Origin of the sequence: Pedobacter zeae (assembly GCF_014196715.1) — a bacterium.
In the GTDB taxonomy this organism is placed as follows: Bacteria; Bacteroidota; Bacteroidia; order Sphingobacteriales; family Sphingobacteriaceae; genus Pedobacter; species Pedobacter zeae.
In genome coordinates, this window is the sequence record NZ_JACIEF010000003.1 from 101,153 (window position 1) to 114,614 (window position 13,462).

12 protein-coding genes are annotated in these 13,462 nt (G+C 39.2%); 5 read left to right on the forward strand and 7 right to left on the reverse strand.

The window, feature by feature from the left end:
• Window positions 1-88: 88 nt before the first annotated feature.
• The 4 genes from GGQ60_RS13430 to cysS all read right to left on the reverse strand — a co-directional run bounded on the left by GGQ60_RS13430 (window position 89) and on the right by cysS (window position 4,661).
• Window positions 89-976, reverse strand: a complete 888-nt coding sequence (locus GGQ60_RS13430; RefSeq protein WP_183765115.1) for a glycerophosphodiester phosphodiesterase family protein — start codon at window positions 974-976, stop codon at window positions 89-91.
• Window positions 977-1,207: 231 nt separating this feature from the next.
• A complete protein-coding gene (locus GGQ60_RS13435; RefSeq protein WP_183765118.1) occupies window positions 1,208-2,065 on the reverse strand; it encodes a nuclear transport factor 2 family protein in 858 nt (285 codons plus the stop codon).
• An 89-nt stretch (window positions 2,066-2,154) separates the two neighbouring features.
• Window positions 2,155-3,138 carry a M28 family peptidase gene (locus GGQ60_RS13440; RefSeq protein WP_183765122.1) on the reverse strand — a complete coding sequence of 328 codons (984 nt, stop codon included), beginning with the start codon at window positions 3,136-3,138 and terminating at the stop codon, window positions 2,155-2,157.
• 62 nt (window positions 3,139-3,200) lie between these two features.
• Window positions 3,201-4,661, reverse strand: a complete 1,461-nt coding sequence (gene cysS, locus GGQ60_RS13445) for a cysteine--tRNA ligase (protein WP_183765125.1) — start codon at window positions 4,659-4,661, stop codon at window positions 3,201-3,203.
• Window positions 4,662-5,006: 345 nt separating this feature from the next.
• Here cysS and GGQ60_RS13450 point away from each other — a divergent pair, with 345 nt between their 5' ends.
• The 4 genes from GGQ60_RS13450 to GGQ60_RS13465 all read left to right on the forward strand — a co-directional run bounded on the left by GGQ60_RS13450 (window position 5,007) and on the right by GGQ60_RS13465 (window position 8,039).
• Window positions 5,007-5,435 (forward strand): GNAT family N-acetyltransferase, encoded by a 429-nt coding sequence (locus GGQ60_RS13450; RefSeq protein ID WP_183765128.1) that lies wholly within the window; start codon window positions 5,007-5,009, stop codon window positions 5,433-5,435.
• A gap of 188 nt (window positions 5,436-5,623) precedes the next feature.
• Window positions 5,624-6,517 carry a lipoyl synthase gene (gene lipA / locus GGQ60_RS13455; RefSeq protein ID WP_183765131.1) on the forward strand — a complete coding sequence of 298 codons (894 nt, stop codon included), beginning with the start codon at window positions 5,624-5,626 and terminating at the stop codon, window positions 6,515-6,517.
• A 29-nt stretch (window positions 6,518-6,546) separates the two neighbouring features.
• On the forward strand, window positions 6,547-7,179 hold the full coding sequence (locus GGQ60_RS13460; RefSeq protein WP_308421189.1) for an RNA polymerase sigma factor: 633 nt from the start codon (window positions 6,547-6,549) through the stop codon (window positions 7,177-7,179).
• Between the two features lie 2 nt (window positions 7,180-7,181).
• Window positions 7,182-8,039: an anti-sigma factor gene (locus GGQ60_RS13465; RefSeq protein WP_183765134.1), complete on the forward strand. Its 858-nt coding sequence runs from the start codon at window positions 7,182-7,184 to the stop codon at window positions 8,037-8,039.
• 259 nt (window positions 8,040-8,298) lie between these two features.
• Here the strand turns inward: GGQ60_RS13465 and GGQ60_RS13470 are convergent, their stop codons facing one another.
• Window positions 8,299-9,000, reverse strand: a complete 702-nt coding sequence (locus GGQ60_RS13470; protein WP_183765137.1) for an AIM24 family protein — start codon at window positions 8,998-9,000, stop codon at window positions 8,299-8,301.
• A gap of 106 nt (window positions 9,001-9,106) precedes the next feature.
• Window positions 9,107-10,603, reverse strand: a complete 1,497-nt coding sequence (locus GGQ60_RS13475) for an NAD(P)H-hydrate dehydratase (protein WP_229685114.1) — start codon at window positions 10,601-10,603, stop codon at window positions 9,107-9,109.
• Window positions 10,604-10,774: 171 nt separating this feature from the next.
• Here GGQ60_RS13475 and yiaA point away from each other — a divergent pair, with 171 nt between their 5' ends.
• Window positions 10,775-11,182, forward strand: a complete 408-nt coding sequence (yiaA, locus tag GGQ60_RS13480) for an inner membrane protein YiaA (protein ID WP_183765140.1) — start codon at window positions 10,775-10,777, stop codon at window positions 11,180-11,182.
• A gap of 38 nt (window positions 11,183-11,220) precedes the next feature.
• On the opposite strand, the gene GGQ60_RS13485 is transcribed toward yiaA, so the two are convergent.
• Window positions 11,221-13,293 (reverse strand): M48 family metallopeptidase, encoded by a 2,073-nt coding sequence (locus GGQ60_RS13485; protein WP_183765143.1) that lies wholly within the window; start codon window positions 13,291-13,293, stop codon window positions 11,221-11,223.
• Between the last annotated feature and the right edge of the window lie 169 nt (window positions 13,294-13,462).

The following is a 13,462-nucleotide window of genomic DNA, read 5'->3' on the forward strand; positions in this document are numbered from 1 at the left end:
AATAAAGTCATAAAAAAAGCGCTGAAATCAGCGCTTTTTTTGTTTACCTCTTCTACTGGTCGGTGAGACACCGACCGATAGATTAAGACTAGTTATCCAATTGCCCCATAATATTAGGGTAATCGGTAAGTACACCATCTACACCTAAATCCATAAAATATTTAAGTTCTTTTACTGTATTTACTGTCCACGGGATAATTTTAATGCCCATGGCATGACAGCGGTCTACCAGGCCTTTTCCTACCAATACCGAATAAGGGCTATAAATAGTCGGTTTAAAACCCAGTTTTTCGATATAATCCTCAAAAGGCTCTTTTTCATCAATCAACAGCGAGGTTTGTATTTTAGGGTATTTTTCATGCAGATATTGCAACGTGCGCATATCAAACGATTCGATAATGACTCTTTTACTCAATTTTTTTGCATTAATGATTTCCATAATCAGGTCTACAAATTCTGCAGGTTCAGGGTGAAATTCATTATCGCCATTTTTAATTGTTTTCGTTTCAATACTGTACATGGGCTTGGCCAGTTTATGTTCTTTAACATAGGCCTCAACCGCATCAATTGTTTCAGTAAGTAATGGCTTATACGCTTTAAACTTCATTTGTCCGGGAAAGCGGCTATGCACCTTACTGCCCACATCAAACTTTTTAACCTCCTCATAATCCATCTGATAGATATTGAATTTCTTTTGGTCTTTCAATGTAATGGGTTTCCCGTTGGGCTGTAAGGATATTTCATTGTTAAAATAAGGTTCCTGCGAGAGTACCACCTGTTTATCTTTAGAAATAACGGCATCCATTTCGAGGGTGGTAACACCTAAATCAAGTGCTTTTAACATCCCCTCGATGGTATTTTCGGGCATAATACCACGTGCACCTGCTTTACCCTGGATATCGAATTTCTTTTTCTGCGCCGAAACATTGAAACATAATAAAGCGAGAGCAGAGAAGAGAAGTAATTTTTTATGCATAGATTTTAAACGTAAAATGGACAATTTTATTAGAAAAATTTCTTTTTGAAGCGCAAAAACTGTGCTGTTTTTAGCGTTTGTTCCTGCTTTCCACTATATCCCCGATGAAAAATCGGGGGGATGCCGCTTCAATCGGGGCTAAACGGAAAGGAACTTCAGGTAAAGGCAAAGTGCCGACATAAAAAAAGGGCCTCTTTTTATCGATGGCCCTTTTTAATTCACATTGTTATTTTATCTTTCAGCCGGTACAAAAGCCTGTACAATTAAGTTCCAGCTTGCATCGGCCGCTTTTTCGTAAACGAAAACATAATTAAAGCTCTCACGTAAATCAGCCTTATAATCAATTGTGGCCACCCCATAAGTATAAGCCAAATCGCTACCGATCGCTTTATCTACCCCAGTGGTTTTTAAGTTGATCTTGCTGATCATGCTATTATAAAAAGCAAGAATTTTTCCTTTTCCGTTAATGGCTTCATTACCGGGGAAGAGTAAACGTGCATCATTGGTTAAAAAGCCTCCGAATGCTGCAATACCATGTGTTTTAAGCAAGGTATTTAATGTTTTCTCTGTAGTTAAAATGATATCCCTGCCTGCTTTAATTTCTCTTTCATTTAAAAACTTCGGTGCTACGTGGTCTTTTGGTTCAACAAACGACTGGCTGACCTTTGCTAAAGGTTTGTTACTTTCTGTTCCAAGATCGATCGCCAGTTTCCATCTGCCATTTTCTGATTTCCAGATCGAAAGGTACTGGCCATATTTTTTTTCTGAAGTACCGATTTCGTAAGGTCCGGTGGTGAAGCCTAAATCGCCACTGCGCGATACCTTTGCCAGATTGGCTGTCCAGCTTATATCATTTTGAGTTTCTGCTTTACCTGTGTAAAAAGTTTTGGCATTAACCGGATTGGGTCTGAACACTAAGGTTGTTGCAGATGAATAATCCAGGAAAGCTTCTTTATCTCCATTTTTGGCAACTGATTTAGCAAATTCCTTTTCGGCATTTACTAAAGATTTGGTTGTGCCATCACTCTTCTGGGCAAAAGCACCCAAGACTAAAAGCGAAGCTACTGCAGTTGAAAATAGTTTTTTCATTATTGAATAAGATAATATTGTTTGGCGAATATAAAATTTTCTTTGGTGTATGGTCTTAAAAATAATTAACAATTAAACATTGTTACCGGTTATTGTTCCCTGTAAATGGTTTCCAGAACAGTCTGGCCGGTTGCTTTCAGGGTGTTTTTGTCAATATTCGCCAGGTTATCCGATTGGGTATGCCAGTTAATGTAAAAACCGCTGTTATCATTATAATGGATAATATCAATAGAAGGAATGCCTGCTTTGTTCATCCAGAAATGATCATCAACCAGTTTGCCACTCGGAATTTTAGTGAAATAAGAAGAATAACCAATTTCATTGCCGGTATCCCACACCTTATTTACCACATCGGGCGCAGCCTGACGCGAAATTTCATCCTGGGTAAATTGTGCATTACCTCCCCCAACCATATCGAGGTTAATACCATACCGGGCTTTATAACCCGAAGCAATGGCCTTTTTAGCCCAATATTGCGAACCTAAACACCAGGTGGTTTCATCAGGTGTTTCATCATTGGCTTTACCATAATCTTCAAGGTCCCAAAGCACAAAATCAACCCCAACATTTGGTTGTTTCTGCTGTATATTTCGGGCCATTTCCAAAATTACCGCCACACCGCTGGCTCCATCATTTGCTGCATCAAAGGCCTTGTTATGGTTGGCCGGATCGGGATCCTGATCAGAAAAAGGCCTGGCATCCCAATGCGCAGTAATTAAAATCCTGTTCTTTTGTGCAGGGTTAAAAACAGCTATGATATTTTTTAACTGAAAACTTTTACCATCGTAAGTGGTTGTTTTTTCGCCTTGAACCTTAACATCTGCACCGAACGATTTTAGTTTGGCCACCAGGTAATCTGCACATTTTTGGTGAGCTGCAGTTCCCGGTACCCGCGGACCGAAATCTACCTGAGCTTTGGTATAGGAATAAGCACTATCTGCATTAAAATCGGGTGAAGAAAGCTTTAACGTCACTTCTTTACCATTCTCTTCAGCATCTGGCTTTGTTTTATTCTGGCATGCCTCCAATCCTATTAAAGCTAATAAAGGCAGTATTAAAAGTTTTTTATTCATTTTTCATTCCTTGCTTTTTCATTCCCCACCCTTTTAAAAGGGAGAATGAACTTCCGGACTACCTAAGCTTTACTCCAGGTAGTTCCTTCCTTACCATCCTTAAGCTGAATGCCCAACTCCTGTAAACCAATCCGGATACGATCAGAAGTTGCGTAATCCTTATTGGCTTTTGCTTCTGTTCTTAAATTAATAACCATTTCTAATACGCCATTTAAGTCGTTTCCTCCGGCGTCTTCATCTTTCAGCCCTAAAATGTCGAATACAAAATCGTTGATGAGTTGTTTTAACTTTTCTAAAGCATCAGCAGAGATTTTGCCTTTACTATCATAAACGGTATTGATAATACGTACAGCTTCAAACAGTTCGGCAACTAAAATCGGGCTGTTAAAATCATCATTCATGGCAGCAATGCATTTCTCTTTCAATGCATCGATATCAAAATCATTCTGTTCAGAAACCGGCAGTTTATCCAACAGGCCAATAGCAGCCATTAAGCGGCGAAAGCCTTTTTCTGAGGCATCCAATGCATCGTTAGAGAAATCCAGGGTACTACGGTAATGTGCCTGTAACATAAAAAATTTTACCGTCATCGGGCTATAACCTTTTTTCAGTAAAGGATGGTCGCCGGTAAACAACTCTAAGGGAAGGAAACCATTGCCGGCCGATTTAGACATGCGCGTACCGTTTACCGTTAGCATGTTAGTGTGCATCCAATAACGTGCAGGCTGTTTATGACTGCAGGCTTCAGATTGTGCAATTTCGTTGGTATGGTGTGTCGCTGCTAAATCCATTCCACCACCATGAATATCAAATTCGGCACCCAGGTATTTGGCACTCATGGCCGAACATTCGATATGCCAGCCCGGAAAACCCATGCCCCATGGCGATTGCCATTGCATTAAAGTTTCGGGTTTAGCTTTTATCCAAAGCGCAAAATCCAACCTGCCTCGTTTCTCATCCTGTCCGCCCAGCTCACGGGTATTGTTCAGCATGTCTTCAAGATTGCGGTTGGTTAATATGGTATAGTTATATTCTTTGCTGTATTTTTCTACATCGAAATATACATTGCCATCTACTTCGTAACCGTAACCGTTGGCAATAATCACCTTAATCATTTCAATCTGTTCAATAATATGGCCGGTAGCAGTTGGCTCAATGCTTGGCGGCTGCGTATTGAACATGCGTAATACCTCGTGGAAACCTAAAGTATATTTCTGCACAATTTCCATCGGCTCAAGCTGCTCAAGCTTTGCACGTTTTGCAAACTTATCATCGCCCTCATCCCTATCACCTTCGAGGTGCCCTGCATCGGTAATATTGCGCACATAGCGAACCTTATATCCCAAATATTTAAGATACCTGAAAATCAAATCAAATGAAATAAAAGTGCGGCAATTGCCCAGGTGCACATCGCTATAAACGGTAGGTCCGCAAACATACATGCCCACATTGGGTGCATTTAAGGGTTGAAAGAGTTCTTTTTTGCGCGAAAGCGTATTGTAAAGCTGTAAGCCAGTATTCATATTGCAAATGTAAGATTTAGTTAGAAAGTTGAAACCCTTAAAATTGCAATGTTTAGCTTATGATTTTTGACTAACATTTACAGGCCGCATTTATCCGTGCTGTAAGATGTTATTATCTGACAGTAAAACAATATTGATTTATAGCATTGATTTTTCTCAAACACCAGGAAAGGTACCCTGCTGCTCATCGGTAACAGTAGTCCCTCTTTGCGCTATAGCTTCGCCGAAGGGGCCCAGGCTGTCGCTTCAATAGGGTTTAGTTTGGTTATTGCTGTACTTTTGACTTGTAAACCCATAGAACGAATTTAAATCCCTATTTTAGATTTACCTATCAAATGTCAATAAATGGTTCAGATAAGAGAAATTTCGGAACAAGATGCAGAAAGCGTGACCGCACTTTCTAAACAGCTGGGTTACGAAAGTAATATCAAGCAAACATCAGCCAGGATAAAACACATCAATAATAGTAACGAAAACTGTGCATTTGTTGCGATAGCCGAAAATAAAGTAGTAGGCTGGATTCATGGCTTTTATACTTTAAGGATAGAATCTGATCCTTTTGTCGAAATTGGCGGCCTGGTTGTGGATGCAGGGTACCGAAACCTAAGCATCGGTAAACAGTTAATAGAACGCATAAACCTATGGGCAAAAAAGTGGCAGGTGGAAAAACTAAAAGTAAGATGCAATACCAAACGTACTGAAAGCCATAAATTTTACGAACGGGTTGGTTTTGCAGAAAATAAACGGCAGGTTGCTTTCGAAAGAGACCTTTAGCCCAGCACACTTGCGAAGTCTGCCCGTGCAAAGACTAGTGCCGGCTTTGCGAGTTTTCCTCCCGCTTTGCAGGTTGCTCACAGTTAACCAATTTAAACAATAAACCAGTTAACCATACCTAGCATTTATTACAACCCTCAAACATTTCGGCATTGCAACAATTCAATCCTATTCATTAACTTTGTAGCATGATTGATTTACCGGTAGTACCTGCTGTAACTGAAGTTAAACGTAAACCAGATTGGTTACGTGTAAAATTACCTGTTGGTAAAGAATATGCACAAGTTCGCAGTTTAGTAGACACACATAAGTTGCATACCATCTGTGAAAGTGGAAATTGCCCTAATATGGGCGAGTGCTGGGGTGCAGGTACGGCAACTTTCATGATTTTGGGGAACATCTGTACCCGGAGCTGCTCTTTCTGTGCAGTTGCTACAGGTCGGCCACTGGCAGTTGATATAGATGAGCCAAACCGTGTAGCCAATTCGGTAAAATTAATGGGTGTTAAACATTGCGTGATTACTTCGGTAGATCGTGATGATTTAAAGGATGGCGGATCGATTATCTGGGCCGAAACATTGCAAGCCATCCGTAGGGAAAGCCCGATTACGACCTTAGAAACCTTAATTCCTGATTTTAAAGGTCAGTGGGATAATTTATACCGCGTTTTAGAGGAACGTCCGGAAGTGGTTTCGCATAATATGGAAACCGTTAAACGTTTAACCAAACAGGTGCGTATCCAGGCTAAGTACGACAGAAGTTTAGAAGCTTTAAAAAGGATTTCAGACTTTGGTTTACGAACAAAAACAGGTATTATGCTAGGTTTGGGCGAAACCCAAGAGGATATTTTTGAAGCCATGGACGATTTGGTAGCCAATGGTGTTCACATTTTAACCTTAGGTCAATACTTACAGCCAACCCGTAACCACCATCCGGTTGTAGACTGGATTCATCCGGATACGTTTGCGATGTATAAAGAAGTTGGTTTGGCTAAAGGACTTAAATATGTAGAAAGTGGTCCGTTGGTGCGTTCATCTTACCATGCTGAAAAACACCTTTTCCCAATTGAAGGGATTGGATAGTCCACTTATTACGTAGGAATTAAAGTGTTTTGCGGGTTACTCCTTTAGGGAATGCATTTATAAAACATTTTTTTGCTTTTGGTGTTCTGTATCGTATCTTAGCGACTATAGTGACTGCATTAAAAAAATTAACCCTAACCGAGCCAGAACTTGTTCAAGCACTGCAATCGAAAGATCCAGCGGTCCTGAAAATACTGTACAGCATGTATTCATCAGCTCTTTATGGTGTTATTTCACGCATTATTACCCACACAGAACTTGCAGAAGATGTTTTACAGGAAACTTTTGTAAAAATATGGCAGTCAGCAACACACTATGATCATACCAAAGGACGTTTGTTTACGTGGATGATGAATATTGCCCGCAATTTATCGATCGACAAGCTGCGTTCTAAAGATTTTAAGAATTCACTCAAAAACCAAGATATAGAAAATAACGTAAGTTTCGTTGATGAGCAAAACAAGGTTGCATTTAATCCCGATATTGTTGGTGTTAAACAACTTGTAGATAACCTTAAACCAGATTTACAAGCAGTTCTTGATTTAGTTTATTATAAAGGTTTTACTCATGTTGAAGCCGCAGAAAAGTTAGATCTGCCATTAGGTACGGTGAAAACCCGGATCCGGCTGGCTATTATTGAATTGAGAAGGAATTTTAATTGAGCGTGGAAAATTTAAAAGCATATATCGAATCTGGAGTACTTGAGCTGTACGTTTTAGGTGATTTATCACCTGAAGAAACGTTACAGGTTGAGGAAATGGCATCTCAATACCCTGAAGTAAGAGATGAAATAGCTGCCATTGAGCAGGCTATGGAGCAATATGCTATGCAAAATGCTGTAGAGCCATCTGCAGATGTAGAAACAAGATTATTCGAAAAGTTGGGATTAAGTGAGGTTGAGGAGAATGTGAATGTTCAACCCGCACCAATTTATACTGAAGAACCAAAAATTATACGTTTGGATGGAAGTGATGCCAAAGTGAGGGTATTACGATATGCTTTAGTAGCCTGTATAGCTTTATTGATCATCAGTACGGCGGCATTGTTTATTACTTACAATAAGTTAAGTGATGCGCACGATCAGATTGCAAATTTAAACCTCGATAAACAAAAATTTGCCGGGGTGGTAAGCAAGCTGGAATTTGAGAACCAGGGGCTGAATAATATTGCTGCCATGGCCGAAAGTAAGGAATGGGCAACCATACGCATGACTGGCCAGCCATTTAGTCCTACTTCTAAAATGAAGGTATTTTGGAACAAGAAAGATAAAAGTGTACTGATCAATTATGTCGCGATGGATTTACCAAAACCCGATGCCGAACATGAATATCAGTTATGGGCTCTGGTAAACGGCAAACCGGTAAGTTTAGGTGTTTTCGGAAAAACCGATTCGACCAATAATGAGGCACTGGTAAAAATGCAGGCCATCCAGGAAGCACAGGCTTTTGCCGTAACTTTAGAGCCTATGGGCGGAAGCATTAATCCAACTATGGAGAAACTTACCGTAATGGGTGGCGTTTAAATAAAAATAACGAATTAATATATTCAATCCCGGCATTTCATCAATGCCGGGATTTTTTATTTTTAAACGAAGTAATTCGTCATTTCGAGTGTAGGGAAATCGAGAACCACGAAGTGCTCAGCGAAGCTAAATCTGGATGAATAGATCTTTCCCTGCCTGTATGGGCACGGGTTCCACTACGCTTCAGTCGGGATAACCATTAGGCGATTAAGATTTAATGCCCAAGTTTATGCACCCCTGAACCAAGGAATATTATATTTTACGACTTAGCCGCATATTTCACTTCTTCGTAAGGTTGTACCAAAACCCATCCCTCACCAAAAAATTCGAGCTGAAATGACTCCCCACTTCCCCTGCCGATGAAAGAACCAAAAGTTAAATTGGTTTTGATGTTTGGGCTTAGGTTTTCAGACCAGGCTACCGTAGCATTGGGATCGGTATATACGGGTTGGCTGGCCGAAACCCTTAATAAAATAGGTTCGCCATGGGTGGTAATGGCAATGTAGCCACTTCCTGATAGTTTTACCTGAAATAAACCGCCACTCATCATTCCTGCAATGCTTTTCAACATCTTAATTTCGTTCTTGATGTTTTCTTCCAGGGCAAGCACATCATTTCCATTTACAAAAACGGCTTCGTTTTGAAGTTTAATGATTTTAACTTTTTTGCCTTCGTCGGCTAAATAAAGTTTACCTGTTCCGGCTGCGTGCATCAGCGAAGTACCTTCGCCGGAAATAGCTTTTTTTAACAACCCACCCAATCCTTTGCTCAATAAGCCCTCCCTTTTAAAATCGATATTGCCAATATAAGCCACCATGGAACCAGCCTTGGCCAGGATTTTTTGATTTTTAAGGTTTATCTCCAGCATGGCCGGTTTTTCCAGTTCAAAAAAATCGTTTTCAGCAGGATTTTCTGCTGATTCACGAATAAGCTCGTTCAGTGTGTACTCTTTTTGTGCCATAATAATTCTGTCTTCCTTTTTTTAAGATATCTGATATTAAATAGTTCCTAAACTATAAATCTTTAGCTGTAAAAACGATAGATCGACCAACGGTTTTTCTATAGCCTTAGCTACTAATGAGTGTTTTTATTTCCTTAGCTATGTTTACCGCTAATTGTGATGCTGTAACCACGAAATGATCTTTTGCCAGCTCATCGCCTGCCTTTCCATGAATATAACAGCCCAAAACGGCAGCATCTATTGCTGAGTATTGCTGTGCCATAAAGCCCGCAATAATCCCGGTTAGGGTGTCGCCCATTCCTCCCTGTGCCATTGCGGGGTTACCCGTTGGGTTAATAAGTACCTTGCCGGTTGGCAGGCAGATAAAAGTATATTGATTTTTAAGAACGATAACGATTTTGAGTTTTTTTGCCTGTTCTTTTGCCGATTGTACCCTGTCCCACCAGTTCTTATGCTCACCAAACAAGCGGTCGAATTCTTTCATATGAGGGGTTAAAACGGTATTTGGAGCAAGTTTGTCCCTCAGATCTGGTCTTTCGCTCAAAATATTTAAGGCATCAGCATCAATAATTAAGGGCTGATTGGCCAGGATTAAATTTTCCAATAATTTTTCATTTTCGGGCATGGTTCCCAAACCTGGCCCAATAGCAATAGCCTGATATTTCTTAGGGTTATCAATCCGGGTGTATTCATCTCTTGGCAATGCCATTACTTCAGGCAAGCTGGTATTCAAAGCTATTAATCCACTCTGTGGGATACATGCGGTGGTTAAACCCGCTCCTGTATGTAAACAGGCCATTGAAGAGAGCAAAGCGGCGCCCATAGTGTTAGTATTTCCTGCAATAATCAGCGCATGCCCATAGGTGCCTTTATGGCTGAACAATTTTCTTGGGTGGAGCGTTTTCCGAATATCGCTTTCTTCTATCAAATAAAAACCAGCATCCTGTTTCTGGATAAATGGCTCATCCAGATCAATGTCTACAACATCGAATCTTTCAGTCGCGACAGCCGATTCAGGGAAAAAAAAGTTAATTTTAGGCCGTTGAAAAGAAATGGTTTTATAAGCTTTTATGCCATTATAATTTTCAGGCAGCTTTCCTTCTGCAAAAAAACCTGTAGGGACATCAACAGCATAAACCTTCTTCTGCTGTTTGTTAATAAACTGAACCAGTTCCTCATAGTCGCCAGCCAAGGCTTTGTTTAAACCCGAACCTAAAATGGCATCGATAATCAAATCTGCTTTCAGGGTTTTGAGTTCGGAAGGGTGGTTGATTACTGTTTTTTTACATCTCGATTCGTCTATCCGCTGCAGGTTGATGGCAAAATCGTCGCTTTGCTTTTTACTGAAGTTAACAAGGTAAACTTTAATATTTTCATAACCGTTGGCCAACAGCAAGTGGGCAATAGCTAATCCATCGCCACCATTATTGCCCTTTCCACAAAAAATAGCCACACTTTTATTGGTATCAAACTCATCTCTCAAAAAGCACTGAACAAAGGCCCTGGCAGCTTTTTCCATTAAATCGATTGATGCAATGGGCGTATTGGCAATGGTAAACTGATCGGCACTGCGCATCTGGGCAGAAGTAAGCAACGTTCGCATATCGGTAAGGAGTAAGATTATAAGCTATAATACGAAATATCAAATTTTGTTTGATTTTCTATAAAGCAATTTATGTGGTTTTTGAAAATAATTTAACAGGCTTCCTGATAATTTTTATACCTTTTGCCAATCTTTAACGTTTTGTAAAGAATTAAATTAAACCTCAAAACCATGAATCAAAAACCCTCAAATGCATTTGTGGCAGCCGCTTGGATTGCATTAGGTATCGGAATGATCGGCTTCATTGTAGGGCTGTGGCGTTCGGATATGCTCCTCAACGAAAAAGGATATTATTTTACCGTATTGATGTTTGGCCTTTTTGCTGTAATCTCTTTACAGAAAGCTGTCCGCGATAAACTGGAAGGCATACCTGTAACAGAAATTTATTATGGCCTTAGCTGGTTCTCTACCCTGTTAACCATTACTTTATTGGTAATTGGTTTATGGAATGCCACTTTATTGCCAAGCGAAAAAGGTTTTTACGCCTTTGCCTTTTTACTCTCGCTTTTTGGCGCCATTACGGTGCAGAAAAATACGAGGGATAGCCAAATGGTAAATAAAAACCGGGATGCGGAATAAGCAGCATAAAAGCCAGTACCAGTTACTGGCTTTTTATGCTAACTAAGTACCGGGTTTGTCAATTTAGAGCTAAATTCCAAAAGTTCTTTTTTAACAAGAAAATGTCGTTCCACTATTACTCCGCCAAAAAAATTCATTGCAAAAAAGAGGTCTTTGATTTCTTCATCAAAATAAAGATCTGCCCCAAAATACTTGTAATCATGCTTTAAGTAATCCGCAAGGGCCGTCTTTGCCCCTTCGGTTATTAAACTGGCATACTCATCATTATTAACAATTGCAAGCAGGCAGTCTTTAAATTTCCTCTCTTCTTTTTTAACCACCACCATCTTTCTTTTAATCATTTCCTTGGATGCTGATGTATGCATGAATCTAGTTGCATTGGCCAGATCTGAATAAGCATGCTCCTGAACAGTAAACTCTTCTGCCACTCGCTTATATTTGATCGAAAGCGATTTAAATGTTGCTTCAGTTTCATTTTCTTTTGCCAAAAACCTAAAATATTCAAAAACCTTCTCATCAAGCAGGACCAATTGTTCATTTTTCTTGCTGATTTCATTCTTCAAATAATCAATCATCGCCCTGCAATCAGCAAGAGAATACTTTTTACCATCATAGTTGAAGGTTTTAACATTGATCACCTGCGAATCTATATTATCTATTATAGCCAGATCAGCTTCCAAGGCCTTCAGCTCATACAATACGCTTAAGTTGTTATCATCAAAAAACTCTTCAACGTTCAATTCAGATGAAATCGTTGGGAGTTCAAACGCATCTGCATTAAATTGATGATATGGATTTCTATAATCGAAATAACCATTAAAAATATCTGGGTAGGAATTTTGGTCATTTTCTTTCAAAAAATCGGCTTCAAAGTCACTCAACTGCTGGAGCGATGGTTGTTCTCGATAAACTGCATGCTGGAATATCTGTGCCGTAAATTTTTCAGCAATTTTTTCCTGATCAACAAGTAGCTTGTTCGCCATCTCATTGTATGGTTTTACTACGGGAATTCCGAGATCATTTAATCTTTTAATACGTTCATCAGTTTCTGGATGTGAGCTATATTGATTGGAAAAAGAAATTTTTGATTTGTTAAACCTGTTATAATAGCCGATGCTTACCTGTGGAAATCCATTTTCGAAAGGCAGTTTATTCCTTTGAGCCAAAAAATTCATTACTAAAATCTGTTGTGGAAAAATATTCTTCGATATGATACAATCATCTATTTTTCTTTCGTAATAATTATAAATAATATCAACAGAACGGCTTGCAAGCTGCATGCGCAATAACGAATCAATAAGCGGTTTAGAACCTACGGTTACTGCAGCAACTGCATCGGCATGAAATTCCATTTCGTGCGAAAGCTTGCTATAACTCTCACTTAAAACCTGATAAACACGCACCAGAATCTGCTGCATTAAACCAATTATCTTATCGGAAATTAACACAAAAATACTAATATAGGAACTTGCACCCGCTATACCCCGTGTTACTTTATCATAGCTTTCGTTTTCATAAAGCATATCGTAAACAATCTTATTAAACTGGTATACATAAATACCAACTTTCATACTCTTTTGCGAAAAGTGGCCAAACTCGTGGGCCAATATTGCACGTAGTTCATCAGCCGTGGTAGTATTGATCAGTCCAAATCCGATTATCAGATTTTTGCGGACGGGGAAAAACATACTCCAAAAGTTTGAATCATAAAAAACGGAAGCATTAACTTCATTCGATAGATATACTTTTTTCGGAAAATCTGTTCGTACATTTAAAACTATCTCATCAATCATCTTAAAAATTTCTGGCTGGTCGGCCCTCGTAATTTCCAATAAATGAGATCTGTCCAGCTTATTACTCTTAAATACAAACTTGACCAGAAAAAAAAGGATCATAAATCCAAAGCCGATCAAACCTATGCCCAATATAAAAGTTATGGATGAACGGATATATTGCATAAGCTTTATTCCTAAATAACAGGAAACTGCAGTTAGCGCCAATGTAAATATTACTAGTATAACATAGGTGGCCATAAATAAGATAATAGCCTGTACAGACCTGGCAGCCATCTTCTTAAAATTTTCAGAAGGCCGGAGAGCGTTTTCGTTCATCAAGATATCGTTTGGTGATGCAAGATAACAAAACTGGTAAATGCCCAAAAGCGCTTTAAAAAAAAATTAACAATAAATTATTGCGCAACAGCGAGTAATCGTAAAATGATTCGAAAATAATCACTACTTTAAACACCAGATACCGAAGCTAATAGTTTATCATTTTCGA